16 protein-coding genes and 2 pseudogenes are annotated in these 22,362 nt (G+C 72.9%); 12 read left to right on the plus strand and 6 right to left on the minus strand.

Annotated elements, in window-relative coordinates; translation table 11 throughout:
- Positions 1 to 223: 223 nt before the first annotated feature.
- Complete coding sequence (locus KSP35_RS04365; protein ID WP_216999250.1) at positions 224 to 2,392, minus strand: acetate--CoA ligase family protein; 2,169 nt, start codon at positions 2,390 to 2,392, stop codon at positions 224 to 226.
- A gap of 40 nt (positions 2,393 to 2,432) precedes the next feature.
- Positions 2,433 to 3,065 carry a TetR/AcrR family transcriptional regulator gene (locus KSP35_RS04370; RefSeq protein ID WP_216999252.1) on the minus strand — a complete coding sequence of 211 codons (633 nt, stop codon included), beginning with the start codon at positions 3,063 to 3,065 and terminating at the stop codon, positions 2,433 to 2,435.
- Between the two features lie 166 nt (positions 3,066 to 3,231).
- On the opposite strand from KSP35_RS04370, the gene KSP35_RS04375 reads away from it, so the two are divergent.
- From KSP35_RS04375 to KSP35_RS04385, 3 genes are read left to right on the plus strand one after another with little or no spacing between them, the layout of a single operon-like run.
- Positions 3,232 to 4,323, plus strand: a complete 1,092-nt coding sequence (locus KSP35_RS04375) for an N-acetylglucosamine-6-phosphate deacetylase (RefSeq protein WP_216999254.1) — start codon at positions 3,232 to 3,234, stop codon at positions 4,321 to 4,323.
- A gap of 28 nt (positions 4,324 to 4,351) precedes the next feature.
- On the plus strand, positions 4,352 to 4,741 hold the full coding sequence (locus KSP35_RS04380; RefSeq protein ID WP_216999256.1) for a hypothetical protein: 390 nt from the start codon (positions 4,352 to 4,354) through the stop codon (positions 4,739 to 4,741).
- An 8-nt stretch (positions 4,742 to 4,749) separates the two neighbouring features.
- The gene (locus tag KSP35_RS04385) at positions 4,750 to 5,907 is read left to right on the plus strand and encodes an FIST N-terminal domain-containing protein (RefSeq protein WP_216999258.1); all 1,158 of its coding nucleotides are present in this window, start codon (positions 4,750 to 4,752) and stop codon (positions 5,905 to 5,907) included.
- A gap of 275 nt (positions 5,908 to 6,182) precedes the next feature.
- Here KSP35_RS04385 and KSP35_RS04390 read toward each other — a convergent pair whose 3' ends face one another.
- Entirely contained in the window at positions 6,183 to 6,755 is a 573-nt protein-coding gene (locus KSP35_RS04390) for a VOC family protein (RefSeq protein WP_216999260.1), read from the minus strand.
- A gap of 135 nt (positions 6,756 to 6,890) precedes the next feature.
- Positions 6,891 to 8,333 carry an aldehyde dehydrogenase gene (locus KSP35_RS04395; RefSeq protein ID WP_216999262.1) on the minus strand — a complete coding sequence of 481 codons (1,443 nt, stop codon included), beginning with the start codon at positions 8,331 to 8,333 and terminating at the stop codon, positions 6,891 to 6,893.
- A gap of 276 nt (positions 8,334 to 8,609) precedes the next feature.
- Here KSP35_RS04395 and KSP35_RS23990 point away from each other — a divergent pair.
- The 8 genes and pseudogenes from KSP35_RS23990 to KSP35_RS04425 form a co-directional block, all read left to right on the plus strand.
- A pseudogene (locus KSP35_RS23990) lies at positions 8,610 to 8,783 on the plus strand (hypothetical protein); the annotation flags it as partial.
- A gap of 121 nt (positions 8,784 to 8,904) precedes the next feature.
- Positions 8,905 to 10,044, plus strand: a pseudogene (locus KSP35_RS23995) (transketolase); the annotation flags it as partial.
- A 153-nt stretch (positions 10,045 to 10,197) separates the two neighbouring features.
- Positions 10,198 to 10,533: a transketolase C-terminal domain-containing protein gene (locus KSP35_RS24000; RefSeq protein ID WP_254127183.1), complete on the plus strand. Its 336-nt coding sequence runs from the start codon at positions 10,198 to 10,200 to the stop codon at positions 10,531 to 10,533.
- Positions 10,534 to 10,584: 51 nt separating this feature from the next.
- Entirely contained in the window at positions 10,585 to 11,685 is a 1,101-nt protein-coding gene (tal, locus tag KSP35_RS04405; RefSeq protein ID WP_216999264.1) for a transaldolase, read from the plus strand.
- Positions 11,686 to 11,691: 6 nt separating this feature from the next.
- Positions 11,692 to 12,372 (plus strand): 6-phosphogluconolactonase, encoded by a 681-nt coding sequence (gene pgl / locus KSP35_RS04410; RefSeq protein ID WP_216999267.1) that lies wholly within the window; start codon positions 11,692 to 11,694, stop codon positions 12,370 to 12,372.
- A 66-nt stretch (positions 12,373 to 12,438) separates the two neighbouring features.
- On the plus strand, positions 12,439 to 14,790 hold the full coding sequence (gene cofH / locus KSP35_RS04415; protein WP_216999269.1) for a 5-amino-6-(D-ribitylamino)uracil--L-tyrosine 4-hydroxyphenyl transferase CofH: 2,352 nt from the start codon (positions 12,439 to 12,441) through the stop codon (positions 14,788 to 14,790).
- Between the two features lie 57 nt (positions 14,791 to 14,847).
- Positions 14,848 to 15,939 carry a TIGR00730 family Rossman fold protein gene (locus KSP35_RS04420; protein WP_216999271.1) on the plus strand — a complete coding sequence of 364 codons (1,092 nt, stop codon included), beginning with the start codon at positions 14,848 to 14,850 and terminating at the stop codon, positions 15,937 to 15,939.
- Positions 15,940 to 16,110: 171 nt separating this feature from the next.
- The gene (locus KSP35_RS04425; protein WP_216999273.1) at positions 16,111 to 16,323 is read left to right on the plus strand and encodes a hypothetical protein; all 213 of its coding nucleotides are present in this window, start codon (positions 16,111 to 16,113) and stop codon (positions 16,321 to 16,323) included.
- A 42-nt stretch (positions 16,324 to 16,365) separates the two neighbouring features.
- Here the strand turns inward: KSP35_RS04425 and eis are convergent, their stop codons facing one another.
- Together eis and typA are read right to left on the minus strand one after the other, a co-directional pair.
- Positions 16,366 to 17,562, minus strand: coding sequence for an enhanced intracellular survival protein Eis (gene eis / locus KSP35_RS04430; protein WP_216999275.1), 1,197 nt, complete (start codon positions 17,560 to 17,562; stop codon positions 16,366 to 16,368).
- An 891-nt stretch (positions 17,563 to 18,453) separates the two neighbouring features.
- A complete protein-coding gene (typA, locus tag KSP35_RS04435; protein ID WP_216999277.1) occupies positions 18,454 to 20,286 on the minus strand; it encodes a translational GTPase TypA in 1,833 nt (610 codons plus the stop codon).
- Between the two features lie 450 nt (positions 20,287 to 20,736).
- On the opposite strand from typA, the gene KSP35_RS04440 reads away from it, so the two are divergent.
- Positions 20,737 to 22,272, plus strand: coding sequence for an alpha-amylase family glycosyl hydrolase (locus KSP35_RS04440; protein WP_216999279.1), 1,536 nt, complete (start codon positions 20,737 to 20,739; stop codon positions 22,270 to 22,272).
- Positions 22,273 to 22,362 lie beyond the last annotated feature (90 nt).

Here is a 22,362-nt window from a genome sequence, read left to right on the forward strand (position 1 = left end):
GTCGGCCGACCCGGGCACCAGCGGCTCGGCCGGCGTCGCCGGCTTCGGCTCGGCCTGGGCCGGGGCAGCGAGGGGGGCCGACGCCGCAGGCTCCGGCGCTGCGGCCCCGGCGCCGGCGGCCGGCCCCGGCACGACGGCACCGGCGACCAGTGCGGTGCAGGCGACGGCCGCCCTCGTCCACCGGCGCGGACGGGTGGAGCTTCGCCGCGGGCATCGGGGGACCCTAGGGGCGGGGGTGGGCCGGCAGCCCGCGGGCCTGGCGCCAGCGGGCGTGCTCCCAGGCGTGGCCCAGCGCCGTCACGGCCCGGTTGGCCGACGGGTAGCAGAGCCGTCCGGTGGCGCGGACGGTGGCCGGCCCGGCGTTGTCGGGGTCGGCGACGGCCAGCTCGGTGGCGAGCAGGATCGGCTTGCCGGTGGCGTCGGAGATGTCGGCGGCCGCCTGGGCGAAGCGGGCGTCCTGGCGCTCGTGGTAGGCGACGATCCGCTCGATCCCGTGGTCGGGGTAGAAGGGGCCGTTGCGCATGAGGCGGGCCTGGTTGGCCTGGATGCCCAGCCCGAGCTGGATGACCGCGTCGACGTCGGGGTGCGAGGCGATGAGCTCCAGCACCTCGGGGATGGTGTCGCGGGTCTCGCCGCCGGCGAGGTCGACCGGGTTGCCCTTGCTCCAGCGCGGCGGGAGCTTGGCGTCGATCAGGGCGAGGAGGTCCTCGGGCAGGGTGAGCAGCTCGAGGTCACTGGACGTGATGGCGTCGGCCGTCACGACGCCCCAGCCGCCGGCGGTGGTCATGACCACCACCCGAGGGCCCTTGGGCATCGGCTGGGTGGCGAAGGTGGCTGCTGCTTCGAAGGCCTCCTCCACCGTGGCGGCGCGGGTGATGCCGGCCTGGCGGCACGCCCCGTCGAACACCCGGTCGTCGGTGGCGAGCGAGCCGGTGTGGCTGGCGGCGGCCTGCTGGCCGCCGGCGGTGGCGCCGCCCTTGACGAGCACGAGCGGCTTGCGCTCGGTCACCGTCGCCATGCGAGCGAGGAAGGTCCGGCCGTCCGGGACGCCTTCGACGTAGGCCAGGCCCACCGCGGTCTCGGCGTCGTCGGCGTAGAAGTCGAGGAAGTCCGCGACGGTGACCGCCGCAGCGTTGCCGGCCGAGACGGCGCGGCTGATGCCGACGCCGGTCTGCACGGCGTAGTTCTGGAACGACGACACGAAGTTGCCGGACTGGGAGGCGACGCCGATCTTCCCGGCAGGCGGGTACGGAGCGACGATCTGGGCGCAGAGCTTCGACGGCGTCGACACCACGCCCTGGCCGTTGGGACCGGCGAGGAGGATGCCGAGCTCGTCGCACAGCGCCACGAGGTCGGCCTGGGCGGCGATGCCCGCCTCGCCGGCCTCGCCGTAGCCGGCCGAGGTGATGAACGCCGCGGTGATCCCCTTGGCCGCCGCGGCGCGGAGCAGGTCGGGGTTCACCGAGGCCGGGGTGCACACGAAGATCAGGTCGAAGGTATCGTCCGGCAGCTCGGCGATGTCGGCCACCGTCTGGATGCCGAGCACCTCGGCCCGCTCGCGGTTCGTGGCCGCGACCGCGCCGGCGTAGCCCGCCGCCAGCACGTTGTGGAGGCTGACGAAGCCGAACTTGCCGGGGTGGCTGGAGGCTCCGGCGACCACCACGCCCTTCGGGTCGAAGAGGGCGCGAAACCCGGCGGTGGCGGGCCGGGCGTCGGCGGACGTCGCCGTGGCCGGCACCCGGTCCGGGTCGACCTCGACGAGGGCGTCGACGGCGATCGGCGTGCCGTCGACCACGATCAGCGGGTTGAGGTCGGCCGACGCGATGCTCGGGTCGGCCTCGGCGGCGGCCGAGAGGCCGAGGATCACGGCGGCCAGGGCATCCCGGTCGACGGCCGGCTCGCCCCGGAAGGCGCCCAGCAGGGCCTGGGTGGCGAGGTCGTCGATCATCTCGGCGGCGTCGACGGCGCTCACCGGCACGGGGCGGACGCTGACGTCGGCGAGGGCCTCGGCGAAGATGCCGCCGATCCCCACCATGACCGTGGTGCCGAACTGCGGGTCGGTCGACAGCCCGGCGATGAGCTCGCGGTTGCCCTTCAGCATCGGCGCCACCAGCAGGCCGACCGGCCCGTCCTCCGGCGTCGCCCTGCCCAGCAGCTCCGCGGCCGCCGCCTCGACGGCCGCGGCGTCGGCCAGCGAGAGCCGCACCAGCCCCCGCTCGGTCTTGTGGGCGATGGCGTCGCCGTTGAGCTTGAGGACCACGGGGAACCCGACCTCGCTCGCCGCCGCGACGGCCTCGGCGGCCGTCGCCACCACGTGCTCCGGCGCGAACGGCACCCCGTGCCCCGCCAGCAGCACCTTCGAATCGGCTTCGCTCAGCGTCCGTGCAGACATGGCCGCCGACTGTAAGCCCCAGGGGGCCACCCACCCACGATCACCCCGGCCCCAGCGGAGCGGTCGGCGAGAGCGCGACGTGGAACAGGTTGCGGATGTGGTTGAGGCGGGCCTCGGTGGCGGCCGGCGCCAGCGGGTCGCCGTCGAGCAGGCCCTCGAGGAACGGGATGTCGCTGAAGTAGCTGAACATCACGCTGTAGCCGGTGATGAGGAGCTGCTCGGTGTCGACGCGCCGGAAGTTGCCCGCGGCGATCTCCCGCTCGAACCAGGCCATGGCCCGCTGGAGGAACGGCCGGAGCGCGGCGCCCAGGTCGATGCCGAGGTTGGCGCCGCCGTCGAGGGCCTCGCGGCGGACGATGCGGACGAACTCGGGGTTCTCCTCGAAGAAGCGGAACCCGGCCGTGATGACGGAGTCGACCTGCTTCCAGCCGTGGCGGTCCTCGCCGACCGCGTCCTCGACCCGGACCGCCCACTCCCCCAGCGAGATGCGGAACACCTCGGCGTACACGGCTTCCTTCGAGGGGAAGTGGTGCAGCAGGCTGGGCCGGCGGATGCCCACCGCCTCGGCGATCACGTTCAGCGAGGTGCCCTCGTAGCCGTGCTCGGCGAAGCAGCGACGGGCCTCGACGATGATCGCCTCGCGGGTGCTCAGCACCGGTTCCGTCGCAGCCATTGGTCCGGAGCCTAGGGCTCCGGTCGGGGCAAATGACCGGACCGGTCGCCAGGCCGCCTGGCCGCGGGCTGCGGCGCGGGTGGCCCGCTGCGGGTGGCTGGAGGGGCGCGGCGGGCGGTGCGGCGGTGCGCCGCCGGACCGCAGACCACCTGGTTAGCGTCGGCCCGTGCCCGCCATCACCGCCCGCCAGGTCGTGCTGCCCGACCGGATCGCCGCCGATGCCGCCGTCGAGGTCGACGACCGTGGGCACGTGGTCGAGGTGCGTCCGGCGGCGGGCCCCGTGGACCACGAGGTCCTGGTGCCCGGCCTCGTCGACCTGCAGGTGAACGGCCACGACGACGTCGACGTCGCCTCGGCCCGGGGCGAGGGGTGGGACCGCCTCGACGACCTGCTGCTTGCCCAGGGGGTCACGGCCTGGTGCCCGACGCTGGTCACCGCGCCGCTCGACGCCTTCGCCCGACCGCTCGCCCGCATCGGTGAGGCCTCGGCCCGTCCCGGCCGGCACCCGGAGGTGCTGGGCGCCCACCTCGAGGGGCCGTTCCTGGGCGGCAAGCCGGGAGCCCACCCGACCGAGCTGATCCGGGCCGTCGACCCGGCGTGGCTCGAGGCGCTGCCCGCCCACGTCGCCCTGGTGACCGCGGCGGCCGAGTGCGAGGGGGTCGACGCCCTGTGGGCCTGGGCCACCGAACGTGGGGTGCTCGCGTCGGTGGGCCACTCGGCGGCGTCGGCCGAGGCGGCGTCGGCCGCCTTCGACCGGGGCGCCCGCATGGTCACGCACCTCTTCAACGGCATGTCGGGGGTCGACCACCGCTCCCCCGGCGTGGCGGTGGCCGCCCTGCTCGACGATCGGGTGGCGGCGGGGCTGATCGCCGACGGCGTCCACGTCCACCCAGACCTGGTCCGCCTCGCGTTCAGGGTGAAGGGTCCGGGTCGCATCGCCCTGGTGACCGATGCGGTGGCGTGGCGGGCCGGGACCATCGGGCGCATCACCATGCACCACGACGGCACCGCGCCCCGCCTCGCCGACGGCACCCTCGCCGGGAGCGCGCTCACGCTCGACCGGGCCGTCGCCAACGTCGTGGCGTGGGGCGCCACCGACCTGGTGGGTGCCGTCCGCGCTGCGGCCACCACGCCGGCGGACCTGCTCGGCCGGTCCGACCTCGGCCGGATCGCTCCCGGCGCCCGGGCGGACCTGGCCGCCCTCGACGCCGACGGGGCCTGCGTGGGCACGTGGCTGGCCGGGACCCGCGTCCGATAGCGGGGGCGACCCGTTACGGTCGACGGCCATGGACATGAACATCGTCGCTGCCGTGTTCATGGAGAACATCGAGCTCCGCCCCGCTCCCGGGCCCTCCACCCGGATCGACCTCACCGGCGTGCACTTCTCCATGGCTGCTCCCTCGCCCGTGCCGGTCACCGTCGAGCCGCACCTGGTGGTGCTCGTCCGGTGCCCGCCCGACGGGAAGGGCGACGGCGCCCTGGAGGCCGTGTACAAGCGCGACGGCGAGCAGGTGGCCCGCAACGTCCAGCCGCTCGTGGTCGAGCCGGGCAAGTTCGCCTACCGCCTGGTGCGGGCCGAGCTGGAGTTCGAGGAGTACGGCACGGTGGAGGTCGAGGTCCGCATCGACCACGGGCCGATCACCACCGTCCCCTACACCCTGCTGCCGCCGGCCTGAGCCTCGCCATGGGCTTCGCCGCGGCCATCTCCGAGCACCCGCTGGCCACCCACGCCATCGGCGAGGTGGTGGGCCAGGTCCTCGACCAGGTCGGCGAAGCCCCGGACCTCGCGGTCCTCTTCGTCACCGGCGCCTTCGCCGGCGCCACCGAGGACCTCGCCCACGCGGTGCGCGAGCTGCTGCACCCGGCGGCGTTCGTGGCCTGCACGGCGGCTTCGGTGCTCGCGGGCGACCACGAGGTGGAGCAGCGACCGGCCGTGGTGCTGTTCACCGCCAGCTGGAGCGGTCGGCTCCGCACCGGAGCCGGCGGCGCTCGGGCGGTCCGCTTCTCGGCCGAGCGCGAAGGCGAGGGCTGGCGCCTCACCGGCACCGACGACGTCGCCGTCGACGGGGCCACCCTCGTCCTGCTGGCCGACCCCTTCTCGTTCCCGGTCGACGGCTTCCTCGAGGAGCTCTCGCGCCGCGCCCCCGGGCTGACGGTGGTGGGCGGCCTGGCGTCGGCCGCCGCCGGTGCCGGCGGCAACCGCCTCGTGGCCGACGACGTCGTGGTCGACCGGGGTGCCGTCGGGATCTACCTGCCGCCCGGGGTGCCGGTCCGCGCGCTGGTGTCGCAGGGCTGCCGTCCGGTGGGCGAGCCGCTCGTCGTCACCCGCAGCAGCGGCACCCTCATCGAGGAGATCGCCGGCCGCCCGGCGCTCGACCGCGTGCTCGAGACCGCCGATGCGGTCAGCCCCGAGGACCGCTCGCTGATGGCTCGCGGGCTGCACCTCGGCGTGGTCATCGACGAGACCCAGGAGTCCTTCGCCCAGGGCGACTTCCTGATCCGCGACGTCCTCGGCGCCGATCGCACCACCCGTGCGGTGGCGGTGGGCACCGAGGTGGCGGTGGGGTCCACCATCCAGTTCCACGTCCGCGACGCCGACTCTGCCGACCTCGACCTGCGCGCCACCCTGGCCGGCGAAGAGGGCCGGGCCGCGCTGGTGTTCACCTGCGACAGCCGGGGCGCCGGGCTCTTCGGCGAGCCCGACCACGACGCCACGGTGGTCAACGACCACCTCGACGGCGGCGCCACGGCGGGGATGTTCTGCGCCGGCGAGATCGGCCCCGTGGGCGACAAGCCCTGGCTCCACGCCTTCACCACGACCCTCCTCCTCTTCGACGACTAGCCCCCTCGCCCTCCCCCCCGAACTCTGGGTCTGACACCCGTGCGCGCAGGGCCCGGGACCCAAAGTTCGCCGGGGTGGAGCGGTGTTCCCGCAACTTTGGGTCTCACACCCATGCGCGCAAGGGTCTGGGACCCAAAGTTCGCCGGGGTGGGGCGGTGTTCCCGGACCTTTGGGTCTGCCACCCGTGCGCGCCGGGGGTCTGGGACCCAAAGTTCGCTGGGGTGGGGCGGGTGGGCGTCTGTTCCGGGCCGGAGGTCGGAGCGGACCTCGCGGGGTCAGACGGTGAGCTCGCCGGGGGCGGGGCGGACGGCGCCGTTGGGCGCCACGGCGGTGTCGCCCGGACCGAAGGGGCGGGTCCAGGCGGCCAGCTCGAGCAGGATCCCGTCGGGGTCCTGGAAGTAGACCGAGCGCACGTAGACCTCGTCGGTCCACTCCGGCGCCAGGCCCCACTCGCTGTCGTCGTGGTTGGCGATCTCGGTGGTCTCGACGCCGGCGGCGCGGAGGCGGTCGCGGTAGGCCTCCATGCGATCGGGCGGCACCGAGAAGGCCACGTGGTTCATCGAGCCGATGGCGCTGGTCAGCGAGCCGCGGTCGGGCCGGGACGCCGGGGCGCTGATGCCGGGCGAGGGCTCGGGCGCGCCGGGGAACCAGAAGAACGCCAGGGTGTCGCCGCCGCCGCACTCGAAGAAGAAGTGCTGGCCCAGGCCGGCGGGCAGCTCGATGGTCTTCACCAGGGGCATGCCGAGCACGCCCTGGTAGAAGTCGACCGTCCGGGCCATGTCGCGGCAGACCAGCGCCAGGTGGTTGATGCCGCCCAGCTCGAAGGGCCGGTCCTCGGACTCGCTCATGTCGCTCCCCTCGGGTTCACCGCCGTGCCCGGACGCTACCGGCGGCGGCCGTCGCTCGCCGGGGCGCCAGCGGGTACCGGGTGCCCGTCCGCCCCCCCGACGGACGGGCACCCGATCTTGGTCGATCCGACCCGCTCAGCCCGCCGCGGGGTCGAGGCTGATCGACTTGGTCTCGAGGTAGGCCTCCATGCCCTCGGGGCCGAGCTCCCGGCCGAGGCCGGACTGCTTGTAGCCGCCGAACGGGGCGCTGAAGGCCATGGCGAAGTGGTTCACGCCGATGGTGCCGGTCTTGATCTGGCGGGCGACGTCGGTGGCGTGGGCGGCATCGGTGCCCCAGACCGTGCCGCACAGGCCGTAGAGCGAGTCGTTGGCCTGCTTGATGGCGTTGGCCTCGTCGGAGTACGGCAGGACCGAGAGCACCGGCCCGAAGATCTCCTCCTGGGCGATGGTCATGGAGTTCTCGACGTCGCCGAACACCGTCGGATCGACGAACCAGCCCTTCTCCTGCTCGGGGCGGCCGCCACCGGTGGTGATGCGGGCGCCCTCGTTCTTGCCCTGGTCGATGAGGCCGAGCACCCGCTCGCGCTGGCGGGCGGCCACGAGCGGGCCGATCTGGGTGGTGGGGTCGAGCGGATCGCCCACCACGAGGGCGGCGACCTTCTCGGTCACGGCCTCGAGCACCTGGTCGTACATGCCCTGTGGGGCGAGGATGCGGGTCTGGGCCACGCACGCCTGGCCGTTGTTCATCACGCCGGCGTCGACGATCTGCGGGATGATCGCATCGAGGTCGGAGCCCTCGAGGATGATGGCGGCGGACTTGCCGCCGAGCTCCAGGGTCACCGGGCGCAGCAGGCCGCCGGCGGCTGCGGCGATCTTCATGCCGGCCGCGCTGGAGCCGGTGAAGGTGACCTTGTCGACGTCCGGGTGGGTCACCAGGTAGGCGCCCACCTCGCGACCGCCGGGGATGATGTTGAGCACGCCCGGCGGGAGGCCGGCCTCGGTGAGGATCTCGTGGAGCACGTAGGCATCGAGCGGGGTCTCCGGCGCCGTCTTCAGGACCACCGTGCACCCGGCGATGATCGCCGGGGCGATCTTGATCACGTTCTCGAACATCGGCACGTTCCACGGCACGATGGCGGCGGCGACGCCGATGGGCTCGCGGCGCACGACCACCGGACCGAACAGGCCGGCGCGGGTCTTCTCGAACTCGTACTCCTGGCCGAGGCCGGCGTAGTAGTCGAGGATCATCGTCGGGGCGAGGACCTGCCCGAAGATGCCCCAGCCCTTGGGGCTGCCCATCTCGGTGGCGATCAGGTCGGCCAGCTCGTCCATGCGCCCGCTGATGAGGGCCGAGGCCTTGGTGAGGATCTCGGCGCGCTCGGAGGCCGGGCGGGTGGACCAGTCGGTGGTGTCGAAGGTGTGCCGGGCGGCGGCGACGGCGCGGTCGACGTCGGCGTTGGTGGCGTCCGGGACGGTGCCCGCGACCTCTTCGGTGAACGGGTTGATGACGTCGATGGTGCCGGTCCCCGCCGGTGCGACGAGCTCCCCACCGATGTACAGACGATCGTGGACGATCACAGCAGACCCCCTGGCCTATCTCGCGTGTGTGCGGAGCGCAGCGTAGCCACGATCTGACGGCCCGTCAGGTGAGTGCCGCGCGTCACGAGAGGCGGGCGGGGCGCCCGGTTCTCGGTGCACCCCCACCTGGGCATTCCGGGGAGGCGGCCCGCTGAGCCGACCGGCCGCAGTCTGTAGGGTGGCCGGGTCCCGGACCCGACCCCGCCGAGCCCACGAATGACCACCGAAGACCTCGAACTCCGCGCGATCAACACGATCCGCGGCCTCGCCATGGACATGCCCCAGGCCGCCAACAGCGGCCACCAGGGCACGGCCATGGCCCTGGCCCCGCTGGCCCACGTCCTCTGGACGCGGATCATGGACTACGACCCCACCGACCCGGAGTGGTTCGACCGGGACCGGTTCGTGCTGTCGGCCGGGCACGCCTCGGTGCTGCTCTACTCGATGCTCCACCTCACGGGCTACGACCTGTCGCTCGACGACCTGAAGGCCTTCCGCCAGTGGGGCTCGAAGACCCCCCGGGCACCCCGAGCGCAACCACACCCCTGGCGTCGAGGTCACCACCGGCCCGCTCGGCCAGGGCGTCGGCAACGGCGTCGGCTTCGGCATCGCCGAGCAGTACCTGCGCAACCTGGTCGGCCCCGACGTCGTCGACCACCACACCTTCGTGATCTGCGGCGACGGCGACCTGTCGGAGGGCATCAGCCACGAGGCCGCCTCGCTGGCCGGCCACCTGGGCCTCGGCCGCCTGGTCTACGTCTACGACGACAACCACATCACCATCGACGGCCCCACCGAGCTGGCCCTGACCGACGATGCGCCCAAGCGCTTCGAGGCCTACGGCTGGCACGTGCAGAACCTGGGGGAGGCCGCCAACGACCTCGACGTGCTCGAGGCGGCCATCCGCACCGCCATGGCGGTCGAGGACCAGCCGTCGCTGATCATGGTGCGCAGCCACATCGCCTACCCCTCGCCCACCCTGACCGACAGCCCCAAGGCCCACGGCAAGGCGTTCTCCGACGACGACGTCCGCGCCACCAAGGAGGTCATGGGCTTCCCGCCCGACGAGACCTTCTTCGTGCCCGACGACGTCGCCGCCTACTACGCGGAGGCCGGCCGGCGCGGCGCCGCGACCCGTGCTGCGTGGCAGGAACGGGTCGACGCCTACACGGGCGACCGGGCCACCCTCGACGCCGTGCTGGCCGACACCGGCCTCCCCGGCTGGACCGACGCCCTCCCGACGTGGGAGGTCGGCGAGAAGGTCGCCACCCGCGTGGCCTCCGGCAAGGTGTTCGCCGCCCTCACGGAGGTCGTGCCCGGCCTCGTCGGCGGCGGCGCCGACCTCACCGGCAACACCGGCACCGAGCTCAAGGGCGCCAAGGTCCTCTCCAAGGAGGAGCGCGCCGGCCGCCAGATCCACTTCGGCATCCGCGAGCACGCCATGGGCGCCTCCATGAACGGCATGGCCGGCCACGGCGGCGTGATCCCCGTCGGCGGCACGTTCTTCGTGTTCAGCGACTACATGCGGCCCGCGGTGCGGCTCGCCTCCATCGCCAACCACAAGGTCATCTACAGCTGGACCCACGACTCCGTGGGCGTCGGCGAGGACGGGCCCACCCACCAGCCCATCGAGCAGCTGGCGTCCATCCGGGCCATCCCCGACCTGCGCGTGGTCCGGCCCGCCGACGCCAACGAGACCGCCACCGCGTGGCGCGACGCCATCGACCACTCGGGCCCCACCGCCCTGGTGCTGAGCCGACAGGACCTCCCCGTCCTCGAGGGCACCGCCGGGAACGACGGCGTGAGCCGGGGCGCCTACGTGCTCGCCGAGTTCGGTCCCGAGGCCGAGGACCTGCCCGACCTCGTGCTGGTCGGCACCGGGTCCGAGGTCTGGGTCTGCGTCGACGCCGCGAAGCGCCTCGCCGAGGACGCCCTCACCGTCCGCGTGGTCTCCATGCCCTGCTGGGAGGACTTCGACGACCAGGACGAGGCCTACCAGGCCGAGGTCCTGCCCGGTGAGGTCCCCACCCTCGCGGTGGAGGCCGGCGTCTCGTTCGGCTGGGACCGCTGGGCCGACGACACCGTGAGCATCGACCGCTTCGGCGCCTCCGCTCCCGGTGGCACCGTGCTGGCCGAGCTCGGCATCAGCCCGGAGAACGTCGTCGAGCGGGCCCAGGCCCTCCTCGACGAGGTCGACTGACCCTCCCCTTCCGCCCGATCCCCCCCACCCCCTTCCGCCGGAGACGCCGACATGACCAAGCTGCAGGACCTGCACGACGAGGGCGGCCAGAGCCCGTGGCTCGACAACCTGCGCCGCGACTGGATCCACGAGGGCGAGCTGGCCCGCTGGATCGAGCGCGGCGTCCGAGGCGTCACCTCGAACCCGTCGATCTTCCAGAAGGCGATGACCGGCCAGGCCGTCTACGACGACCAGTTCCGCTCGCTGTTGGCCGACGGCGCTTCGGTGGAGGACTGCTTCTGGTCCATGGCCGTCACCGACATCGAGGACGCCCTCGCCCTCTTCCGCCCGGTGCACGACGCCAGCGACGGCGTCGACGGCTACGTGTCGATCGAGGTGGCACCCTCGCTGGCCCGGGACACCGAGGGCACCACCGCCTCGGCACTCGACCTGCACGCCCGCATCGACGAGCCGAACCTCTACGTGAAGATCCCCGGCACCGCCGAGGGGCTCCCGGCCATCCAGGCCGTCATCGGCGCCGGCAAGAGCGTGAACGTCACCCTGCTGTTCAGCCTCAGCCGCTACGAAGCTGTGATCGAGGCCTACCTCGCCGGCCTCGAGGCGTTCGACGGCGACCTCGCCCCGGTGTCGAGCGTGGCGTCCTTCTTCGTCAGCCGGGTCGACGCCGAGGTCGACAAGCGGCTGGTGGCCATCGGCACCCCCGAGGCTCTCGCCCTCAAGGGCAAGGCCGCGGTGGCCAACGCCCAGCTCGCCTACGAGCTGTTCCTGGAGAAGTTCTCCGGCCCCCGCTGGGAAGCCCTCGCCGCCAAGGGAGCCAAGGTGCAGCGCCCGCTGTGGGCCAGCACCTCCACCAAGGACCCGAGCTACCCGCCCACCCTCTACGTCGACACGCTGATCGCCCCCGACACGGTGAACACCATGCCCGAGGCCACCCTCGACGCCTTCGACGAGCAGGGCACCGTCGCCCGCACCGCCGACGCCGACCTCGGAGCGGCCCGCCAGGTGCTGGCCGACCTCGCAGGGGTCGGCGTCGACCTCGACGACGTCACCGACCAGCTCGAGGAGGAGGGCGTCGCGTCCTTCACCAAGGCGTTCGACGAGCTCATCGCCTCGCTGGGCGAGAAGGCCGCCGACCTGCGCGGAGAGGCCTAGGCGCCCATGGCCATCCCCGGTGACCTGGTGCTCGTCGACGACGTGGCTGCGGCCTTCTCCGGCCGGGTCATCGACGCGTTCCGCACCCGCCCGCTCGACACCTTCTCCATCGCCCTGTCCGGCGGCAGCACCGCCCGCGACTGCTACGAGCACCTCGCCGGCGCCGCCGGGAGCCAGATCGACTGGTGGAAGGTCGACGTCTACTGGGGCGACGAGCGCTGCGTCCCCCACGACCACGTCGACTCGAACTACCGGCTGGCTCGCGAGGCGCTGCTCGATCGGGTGGGCGCCGCCAACGCCACCCACCTGATGCGCTGCACCGAGGGGCCCGATCCGTACCAGCTGCGCCTCGGTGACCTGGGCCGGATCGACATGGTGCACCTGGGCCTCGGTCCCGACGGCCACACCGCCTCGCTGTTCCCCCACTCTGCGGCCCTCGATGCCGACCCGGGCCGCTTGGTGGCCATGAACGACGACCCGCTCGGGACCAACCCGTACCAGCGCATGACCCTCACCCTGGCCGGCATCGCCCGCGCCAACCTGGTGGTGGTCACAGTCGCCGGCGAGGCGAAGGCCGAGGCGCTGGCTGCCGTCGCCGCGGGCGACGACCTGCCCGCAGCCCGCATCGAGGCCGACCGGGTGGTGTGGCTGGTCGACCACGCCGCAGCGTCCCTGCTCCCGTCCTGAGCGGCGCGGTCGCCGTCCGCGCCGGGGCGCGCCGGTCCGAGCCGGCCCGCCGGTAACGTGCCGTCCATGCCGCTCCCCAGCGACCCCTCCTGGGACCTGCCCCTTCCCGAGCTCATGGCTCGGGCGCGAGCCGTCCGAGACCAGCACCACGGCACCCGGGTGACCTTCTCCCCGAAGGTCTTCATCCCGCTCACCATGTTGTGTCGGGACAAGTGCGGCTACTGCACCTTCGCCCAGCCGCCCGCCCGCCTCGAGGCGCCGTACCTCACGCCCGAGCAGGTGCTGCGCATCGCCCGGCAGGGGGCTGCCGCCGGCTGCCACGAGGCGCTCTTCACCCTGGGCGAGCGCCCCGAGGAGCGCTACCCGATCGCCGCCACCTGGCTGGCCGAGCACGGCTACGCCTCCACGGTCGACTACCTGGCCGCCATGGCCAAGCTGGTCCTCGACGAGACCGGCCTGCTCCCCCACGCCAACGCCGGTGCCCTCTACGAGCCGGAGCTGGCCCAGCTGCGGGCGGTGTCGCCGTCGCAGGGGATGATGCTCGAGTCGCTCAACGCCGAGCTCGCCGCCCACCGCGGCAGCCCCGACAAGGAGCCGGATCGGCGCCTCGCCACCCTCGAGTCGGCCGGCCGCCTGGGCATCCCGTTCACCACCGGGATCCTGGTGGGCATCGGCGAGAGCCGGGCCGACCGCATCGAGGCCCTCGAGGCCATCGCCGCCAGCCACGCCCGCTGGGGCCACGTGCAGGAGGTGATCGTCCAGAACTTCCTGCCGAAGGACGGCACGTCGATGCACGCCGCCGCCCCCTGCCCGCCGGACACCTACCTGGAGGCCATCGCCCTCGCCCGGCTGATCCTGCCGCCCGAGGTCCACCTCCAGGCCCCGCCCAACCTCAGCGACGACTTCGGCTTCCTGCTCGACGCCGGCATCGACGACTGGGGAGGCGTCTCTCCTGTCACGGCCGACCACGTGAACCCCGAGCGGCCCTGGCCCGACCTCGAGCGCCTGCGCTCGGTCACCCAGGAGGCCGGCTTCGAGCTCGCCCCGCGGCTCACGATCTACCCCGACTACGCCACGGAGCCGGTGCGCTGGCTGCACCCGGACCTGCACTTCGCCGTGCAGGACCGCTCCGACGCCGAGGGCCTGGCCCGCGACGACGCCGGCGCCGTGTACCCGCAGAAGGTCGGCGAGATCCAGAACGTCGGCGACGGAGCAGAGGTGATCCTGGTCGGCCGACGCTCGAGCCAGTGGTACGTGGGCACCGAGGGCGAGCCGCCCACGCTCATCCCCATCGCCGGCGCCCGCGCCACCGGCCCCATCGCCGAGGTGCTCGACGGCGTCCGCCTGGGCCAGGTGCCCGACGAGGACCAGATCACCACCTTGTTCAGCGCCCGGGGCCGCGAGGTGGGGGCCGTGGTCGCGCTGGCCGACGAGCTGCGCCGCCAGGTCATCGGCGACGCGGTCACGTGGGTGTCGAACCGCAACATCAACTACACCAACGTCTGCACGTTCAAGTGCAAGTTCTGCGGCTTCTCCAAGGGCCCGCTCTCGCTGAACCTGCGGGGCACGCCGTACCTCCTCACCCTCGACGACATCGCCGAGCGGGCCGTCGAGGCCAAGGCCATGGGCGCCACCGAGGTCTGCCTGCAGGGCGGCATCCACCCCAAGTTCGACGGCGACTACTACATCGACGTCACCCGGGCCGTGAAGGCCGCCGTGCCCGACATGCACGTCCATGGCTTCACCGCCCTGGAGGTCACCGAGGGCGCCAAGCGCCTCGGCGAGCCGCTGGCCGACTACCTGCGTCGGCTCATGGACGTGGGCCTCGCCACGCTGCCCGGCACCGCGGCGGAGATCCTCGACGACGAGGTGCGAGCCGTCCTCTGCGCCGACAAGGTCAACACCGAGGAGTGGCTCGACGCCCACCGCACCGCCCACCAGGTGGGACTGCGCTCGAACGTCACCATCATGTTCGGCTCCATCGAGCACCCCCGCTCCTGGGCCAAGCACATCGTGCGGACCCGGGACCTCCAGGCCGAGACCGGTGGCTTCACCGAGTTCGTGCCGCTGCCCTTCGTCCACATGGCATCGCCGATCTACCTGCAGCGCAACGCCCGCCGGGGCCCCACGTGGCGCGAGGTGGTGCTCATGCACGCCGTGGGCCGCATCGCCTATCACGGCTTCATCGACAACATCCAGGCCTCCTGGGTGAAGCTCGGCGTCGGTGGCGTCCGCCAACTCCTGCAGGCCGGCGTCAACGACCTCGGCGGCACCCTCATCGACGAGAACATCTCCCGGGCCGCCGGCGCCAGCCATGGCCAGGGCATGGACGAGGCGGCCTTCGAGGCGCTGGTCGCCCCGCTCGGGCGTCGCCTGGAGCAGCGCACCACGCTCTACGGCGGCACCCTCGTCGACTGATCGGGGCCCCGAACCCGGCCACGGATCGGGGGCCCCGCGTGCCAGGCTGGCGGGGCCATGAGCGACCCCACCACCCCTGCCACCGACGAGCTCAGCGACGAGGTCGCCGCCAAGGTTCGTGAGCTGCTCGACGCGACCGGCGTCGAGGCCAACCGCGACCAGATCGGCGAGATCCTGGCCACCGCCGTGCGGCTGGCCCACGACGGCACCGACCGCCTGGACCTCAAGATCACCAGCTCGGCGCTGGCCGAGATGCGCAACGCCTTCCGGATCTTCGCCCCGTTCCACGACGTCCCGAAGGTCACCATCTTCGGCTCGGCCCGCACCCGCACCGACGACCCGCTCTACGCCCAGGCCCACGAGGCGGCCAGGGCCCTGGCCGACCAGGGCTGGATGGTGGTGACCGGCGCCGGCCCCGGGATCATGCAGGCGGCCATGGAGGGCGCCGGCGCCGACCGCTCCATCGGCGTGAGCATCCGCCTGCCGTTCGAGACCCGGGCCAACGACGTCATCCACGACGACCCGAAGCACGTCTCCATGAAGTACTTCTTCACCCGCAAGCTCATGCTGGTGAAGGAGTCGCGGGGCTTCCTGTCGGTCCCCGGCGGGTTCGGCACCCTGGACGAGACCTTCGAGCTGCTCACGCTGCAGCAGACCGGGAAGGCCGAGCCCACGCCGATCGTGCTGCTCGACGTCCCCGGGGGCACGTTCTGGCAGGGCTTCCAGCGCTTCGTCGACGAGCAGCTCGTGTCCATCGGCGTGGTCTCCCCCGACGACCTCGACCGCGTGCTCATCACCGACTCCGTCGACGCCGCAGTGGCCGAGATCGTCGGCTTCTGGCGCAACTACGACTCGCTGCGCTGGGTCGGCAAGCGCCTCGTCCTGCGTCTGCGCGCCGAGCCCACCGACGCCGAGGTCGGCGCGCTGAACGAGCAGTTCGGCGACCTGCTCGTCGAGGGCCGCATCGAGCGCTCCGGACCTCTCGGGCCCGAGCGCTCCAGCCACGACCAGGAGCACCTCCCCCGCCTGGTCCTCTCGCTCGACCAGCACCGCGTCGGCGGCCTCCACCGCCTCATCCGGGCCGTCAACGCCCTCGGATCCGCCCCCGACGCCCCCGCCCCACCCGCCGAGGTCGCCCACCCTACCTGACCCTCGGGCGAACAAGGCGGAGATCTCGGGCCCCCGCCCCCGAGGAACCCACCCGGTTCGAAGCCTCGGGCGAACCGGGCGGAGATCTCGGGGCCCCGCCCCGGAAGAACCCACCCGGTTCGAAGCCTCGGGCGAACCGGAACGTCACCGGGGGGCGCGAGACTGGAGCCCATGGCTGGCGAGTTCGAGGACATCAAGGCGCGGTTGGAAGCGATCGAGGAGGAGATGGCCGACCTGGCCATCACCCGGCTGCGCGAGTCGATCGATGCCGGCGGCACCGAGATCCCGGTCGACGAGAAGCGCCTCACGCGGGCCCGCCGGTCGATCGTCAAGGCCATCCAGCTCCTCGAGGAGCCGAACTCCCGCGAGGCCTACGACGACTGAGCGCCGCCCGCCTGCCCTCCCGGCGCTGGTCGGCGGTCCGCGTCAGTAGAAGTCGACGAGGGTGGGGGCGCTGCTCGCCCCGAGGCCGTCGAGCGTGGCCAGCGCCTGCTCGTCGGCCGTGCGGAGGTGGCCGGTGGTGGACAGCGTGCGCGCCGAGGCGTAGCCCGCCCACCAGCTCGACAGGCCCTGGATGCTGATCTCCACGGTGCCGGCGCCGCCCGGGGTGAGGCGAGCCTCGCCACCCTCGACCTCCAGCTGCCAGGGCCCGGCGTTCCAGGGCGCGTGGTCATCGGCGATGGCCAGGTCGACCCGGCCCCGGAGCACGGGGCTCCAGCCCCGTGCCGCCACCGCGCCGGCCGCGTCGACGAGGCGGAGCATCCAGCGGATCTCGCTGCGCACCGACGTGGGGTCGGCGCCGCCCAGGAGCAGGAAGAGCGGGTCCTCGCCGGCGCCGATGACGTCGACGTCGGGCGCCTGCGAGCCGGAGCTGCCCACGGTGCGCCACAGCGCCCGCAGCCCATCGGCGGTGGCCGCCTGCACCTCGGACACCACGACCGAGTAGTCGTACGGCGGGCGGGCCGAGGCCATGCGGTAGCTGGCGTAGCCGTCGAGCTCGCCGGCCTCGGTCGGGTGGTCGATGACGTAGAGCACGGTGTCGGCCAGGTCGGGCGGGAGCCGCCGGGACCACCACGGCCCGTCGCGCGTGACGGCGCCGTCGATGCGTCGGCTGAGGCGGTCGTAGCAGCGGTGGACCGCGGCGACGTCGGCGATGCGGCCCCGGCGCACCGCCGCCGGCTCGGCGGGGCGGAGGGCGCCGAGCAGCGCAGCGGGCAGGCGGCGGTGGACGTAGGAGCCGGCCAGCTCGAAGCCCACGGACCGGTAGAGCTGCACCGAGGCCGGGAAGAGCCCGGCGATCACCTCGCCTCGATCACGGAGGTCGGCGAAGTGGCCGGCGGTGACGGCTCGCCCGAGCCCTTGGCCCCGGTGCTCGGGCAGGACCGCCACCGGCGAGTACCCGGCGAGGGGCACCGCTCGCCCGCCGAACCACTGGCGGAACGGGCGGATGTGCGAGGCGGCGGTGATCGCGCCATGCGCATCGGTGGCCACCAGGGCCCGGCGCGTGTCGAGCCCCGCGGTCCAGAGCTCGCGATCGGCGTCCTTGGCCCCGAAGCCGAGGTGGAACACGTCCCAGATCCCGTCGAGGTCCTCGGGGGTCCCGAACCGCAGCCGCTCGTCCATCGCCGGAGGGTAGTGCCGCACTTCACCCGCCCGGGGTGGTCGGCCCGGCGGTGGCGACCGCTAGCGTCTCGCCGTGCCCGAGCCCGAAGACCTCCATGAATGGGTCTCGTTCGAGGATCCCGACGAGCAGCGCACGTGGGTCTTCGACGTCACCTTCCTCACCAGCAACTGGAGCTGCATCTTCGGCAACGGCTGCAAGGGCGTGCTCACCGAGGACTACTCCGAAGCCGTCCAGGGCTGCTGCTCCTACGGCGCCCACTTCACCGGCCCGGAGGACATCGCCCACACCGAGCAGATGGCCGAGCGCCTCACCGCCAGCCAGTGGCAGTTCCGCGACATCGGGCGGGCCGAGGGCGTGATCGGCACCAACGACGACGGCGACACCACCACCCGCCTCGTCGAGGACGCCTGCATCTTCCTCAACCGGCCCGGCTTCGACGGCGACGGCCTCGGCTGCGCCTTCCACCACGCCGCGGCGGCGGCCGGCCAGCGCCACCTGGACCTCATGCCCGAGGTCTGCTGGCAGCTGCCCCTTCGCCGCAGCGACGAGACCGACGGCAACGGCTGGGTCACCTCGACGATCAGCGAGTGGAAGCGGCGCGACTGGGGCGAGGGCGGCCTGGACTTCCACTGGTGGTGCACCGAGAGCGACGACGCGTTCGGGGGGCACCCAGCCCGTCTACCGCGAGCTGGCCGACGAGCTGCGCACCATCACCAACGAGGCCGCCTTCGAGCTGCTCGCCGCCCACCTCGACCGCCGCACGGCGTCGGCCGGCACGCCGGTCTTCCTCCCCCACCCGGCGGTGCGCAGCCGGTCCTGAGCGGGACGACCCGGGGCCGGGGCCCCGGGTCGTCCGGACAGGTGCTGCCGCGCCGACGGCGCCGGGGCCGCTACCGCTTGGTGCGGCGGCGATCCGATTCCTTGAGGATCCGCTTGCGGATGCGGATGTTCGAGGGGGTGACCTCGACCAGCTCGTCCTCGGCGATGAACTCGATGGCCGACTCGAGCGTGGGGACCTTCGGCGGGACCAGCTTGATGGCCTCGTCGGCCGAGTGGGTCCGGATGTTGGTCTTCTGCTTCTCGCGGACGACGTTGATCATCATGTCGTCCGGGCGGGAGTTCTCGCCCACGACCATGCCCTCGTAGACCGTCTCGCCCGGGCCCACGAACAGGGTGCCGCGCGACTGCAGGTTGTCGAGGGCGTAGGCCGTGGTGGTGCCGGTGCGGTCCGCCATCATGGCGCCGCCCTGGCGGTGCGGCAGGTCCCCCACCCACGGCATCCAGCCGGCGTGGTGGGTGTGCAGCAGGGCGGTGCCGCGGCTGGCGGTGAGCAGGAGGCCACGGAAGCCGATGAGGCCACGGGCCGGCGCCTCGAAGGTGATGACCGTGCGGCCGGCGTCGCCGGGGCGGAGGTCGGTGACCCGGCCCTTCCGCGGCGCCAGGGCCTGGGTGACGGTGCCGACGTGCTCCTCGGGGACGTCGCAGACGCCCCGCTCGAGCGGCTCGTGGCGCTTGCCGTCGATGTCCTTGACGATGACCTCGGGCCGGCTGGTCTGCAGCTCGTAGCCCTCCCGGCGCATCGTCTCGATGAGCACGGCGAGCTGGAGCTCGCCCCGGCCGGCGACCTCGATCACGTCGGGCGAGTCGGTGTCCTCCAGGCGGATGGACACGTTGCCGAGGATCTCGCGGTTGAGGCGGTCGCGCAGGTGGCGCGAGGTGAGGTACTTGCCGTCCTTGCCGGCCTCGGGCGAGGTGTTCACGCCGAAGGTCATGCGCAGCACGGGCTCGTCGACGCTCAGGCGGGGCAGCGGCTCGGGGTTCGACGGATCCGCGATGGTGTCGCCGATCTCGACCTCGGGGAAGCCGGCGACCACGAACAGGTCGCCGGCGACGCGCTCGTCGACGTCGTCGCGGCTGATGCCGGTGAAGCCCATGAGGCTGCCGAGCTTGCGCTCGACGGGCTTGCCGCCCTCGAGCACCTCCTCGTCGAGCAGGGCCACCCGCTCGCCCTTGCGCATGGTGCCGCGCATGACGCGGCCGATGGCGAGGCGGCCGAGGTAGTCCGAGGCGTCCAGGTTGGTGACGATGGCCTGGAGGGGACCGTCCTTGTCGACCTGGGGCTCGGGGACGTTGTCGACGATGCACTGCAGCAGCGGGGTGAGGTCGTCGCCCTCGCCCGGCATGCCGATGCCGACGACGGCCTTGGAGTCCCGGGCGATGGCCGAGATGATCGGGAACTCGATGTCGTCGTCGGAGGCGCCGAGGTCCATGAACAGCTCGTAGACCTCGTCGAGCACCTCTTCGGGGCGGGCGTCCTGCCGGTCGACCTTGTTCAGGACGAGGATGGCGGGGAGGCCGGCGGCCAGGGCCTTCGACAGCACGTATCGGGTCTGGGGCAGCGGCCCCTCGGCGGCGTCGACCAGCAGCACGACGCCGTCGACGAGCTCGAGCGAGCGCTCGACCTCACCGCCGAAGTCGGCGTGGCCCGGGGTGTCGACCAGGTTGATCTTGATGTCGCCCCACTGGACCGAGGCCGCCTTGGCGAGGATGGTGATCCCCCGCTCCCGCTCCTGGTCGTTGGAGTCCATGACCCGATCCACGAGGTGGTCGGACTGGTGGGCGTTGAACACGCCGGTGGAGCGCAGCAGGGCGTCGACCAGGGTGGTTTTGCCATGGTCGACGTGCGCCACGAGGGCGACGTTGCGAAGCGCGGCGAATGACACGGGAAGTACCTTCCAAAACTGACGTTGAAGCGTGCCGCTCGCAGGTGTGCAAGCGGCGGGGGATCAGGGCACGGAGGCGGGGGTCAGCCCCAGCCGTCCGACTCCTTCTCCTTCTGTGCCGATTCGGCCAAGCACCACGACGCATGGTCGTGGCCGGGCGCTGCATCGCACTCGGGGCACGATTGCTCATCGGCCCGATCGATCAGGTCGTTGAACGTTGGCTCCGATGAACGCTTCAGCGACCGAGCTTCTTCGTATCGGCGATGACGACCCTTTTTCACGGGCCACACTCCCGAGAGATGACGTAATCCGAAGGGCAAGTGTAGCGAGAGGAGGTCCCCAACCCACAGTTGGGCCCCGTGACCTCGGAGAACCGTTGTGTGGCCATGAGGTGACACGGCCGCCCATGCCACCCGACGGCGAGGTGGCCCGTCGGTAGGGTGGCCGGCCATGAGCGCTCCGTGGTGGCAGTCCGCCGTCGTCTACCAGATCTACCCCCGGTCCTTCGCCGACGCGACCGGCGACGGGGTGGGCGACCTCCAGGGCATCCGGGCCAAGCTCGACAACCTCGCCTGGCTCGGCGTCGACGCCATCTGGCTGTCGCCCTTCTACCGCTCCCCCATGGCCGACTTCGGCTACGACGTCAGCGACTACTGCGACGTCGACCCGCTCTTCGGCACCCTCGCCGACTTCGACGCCCTGGTGGCCGATGCCCACGAGCGAGGCATCAAGGTCATCGTCGACTGGGTGCCCAACCACACCTCCGACCAGCACCCCTGGTTCCAGGAGGCCCGGGCGTCTCGCGACGCCGAGAAGCGCGACTGGTACGTCTGGCGCGAGCCCACCGCCGACGGCGCACCGCCGAACAACTGGATCCAGACGTGGACCGAGGACGGCCCCACCTGGACCCTCGACCCCGCCACCGACCAGTGGTACCTCCACCTCTTCCTCCCCGAGCAGCCCGACCTGAACTGGCGCAACCCGGAGGTGGTGGCCGCCATGCACGGCGTGCTGCGCTTCTGGCTCGACCGCGGCGTCGACGGGTTCCGGATGGACGTGCTCCACGCGCTGGGCAAGGACCCCGACCTGGTCGACGACGCCCCCGAGCTGCTGCCCATCCCCCACTCGGCGCTCAACCACCACGAGAGCACCTACGAGATCGTGCGCGGCCTGCGCTCGGTGCTCGAGGAGTACGACGGCGACCGCATGATGGTGGGCGAGGTCTTCCTGCTCGACACCGCCCTGGTGGCGTCTTACTACGACGGCGGCCAGGGCCTGCACCTGGCCTTCAACTTCCCCCCGCTGTTCACGCCGTGGGACGCCGGGCTGTGGCGCTACCGCATCGACGAGGTGGTCCGCGAGATCGAGCCCCAGGGCTGGCCGTCGTGGGTGCTCTCGAACCACGACCAGGTCCGGCACCGCACGCGCTACGGCAGCGAGGCGCGGGCCCGGGCCGCCGCCGTGCTCCTGCTCGGCCTGCGCGGCACGCCGTTCCTCTACGCCGGCGAGGAGCTGGGCCTGGAAGACGCCGTGGTGCCGGAGGACCGCGTGGTCGACCCCGGCGGCCGCGACGGCTGCCGGGCGCCGGTGCCGTGGACCGGCGCCGCCGACCACGGGTGGGGCACCCCCGACGCCTGGCTCCCCTGGCCGCCCGACGCCGAGCACCGCAACGCCGAGGCCCTCCGCGCCGACGAGGGCTCGATCCTCCACCTCTACCGGCGCCTCCTCGCCGAGCGCCACGGGTCGACCGCCCTCCAGGTGGGCGACCAGGTCCTGCTCGACGCGCCCGACGGCGTGGTGGCGTGGGACCGCGTCGACGGCGGCGACGCCCGACGCCTCCTGGTGAACTTCACCGACCAGCCCGTCGACGTGGCGGCCCTCGCCGACGGCTGGACCGTCGCCGTGGCCAGCGACGGCACCGGCGAAGGCGCACCCGCTCCGGCCGAGCTCGCCCCCGACCAGGCGCTCGTCCTCCGCCGCCCCTGACCCACCCGGCACCCCGGGCGAAGTGGGTTGGAACGCGGTCGCTGGGACGACCAGGTCCCAACCCGGTTCGACGAGGTGGGCGGTGGCTCG

This window comes from Aquihabitans sp. G128, from assembly GCF_019048865.1.
In the GTDB taxonomy this organism is placed as follows: Bacteria; Actinomycetota; Acidimicrobiia; order Acidimicrobiales; family Iamiaceae; genus Aquihabitans.

Excerpts from the sequence above, each read along its gene's own strand:
- KSP35_RS04390 (WP_216999260.1), bottom strand. The coding sequence starts at position 6,755 with ATGAGCGAGTCCGAGGACCGGCCCTTCGAGCTGGGCGGCATCAACCAC.
- cofH (WP_216999269.1), top strand. The coding sequence starts at position 12,439 with ATGCCGCTCCCCAGCGACCCCTCCTGGGACCTGCCCCTTCCCGAGCTC.
- KSP35_RS04420 (WP_216999271.1), top strand. The coding sequence starts at position 14,848 with ATGAGCGACCCCACCACCCCTGCCACCGACGAGCTCAGCGACGAGGTC.
- KSP35_RS04380 (WP_216999256.1), top strand. The coding sequence starts at position 4,352 with ATGGACATGAACATCGTCGCTGCCGTGTTCATGGAGAACATCGAGCTC.
- KSP35_RS04385 (WP_216999258.1), top strand. The coding sequence starts at position 4,750 with ATGGGCTTCGCCGCGGCCATCTCCGAGCACCCGCTGGCCACCCACGCC.
- KSP35_RS04440 (WP_216999279.1), top strand. The coding sequence starts at position 20,737 with ATGAGCGCTCCGTGGTGGCAGTCCGCCGTCGTCTACCAGATCTACCCC.
- tal (WP_216999264.1), top strand. The coding sequence starts at position 10,585 with ATGACCAAGCTGCAGGACCTGCACGACGAGGGCGGCCAGAGCCCGTGG.
- KSP35_RS04365 (WP_216999250.1), bottom strand. The coding sequence starts at position 2,392 with ATGTCTGCACGGACGCTGAGCGAAGCCGATTCGAAGGTGCTGCTGGCG.
- KSP35_RS04425 (WP_216999273.1), top strand. The coding sequence starts at position 16,111 with ATGGCTGGCGAGTTCGAGGACATCAAGGCGCGGTTGGAAGCGATCGAG.
- eis (WP_216999275.1), bottom strand. The coding sequence starts at position 17,562 with ATGGACGAGCGGCTGCGGTTCGGGACCCCCGAGGACCTCGACGGGATC.
- pgl (WP_216999267.1), top strand. The coding sequence starts at position 11,692 with ATGGCCATCCCCGGTGACCTGGTGCTCGTCGACGACGTGGCTGCGGCC.
- KSP35_RS04370 (WP_216999252.1), bottom strand. The coding sequence starts at position 3,065 with ATGGCTGCGACGGAACCGGTGCTGAGCACCCGCGAGGCGATCATCGTC.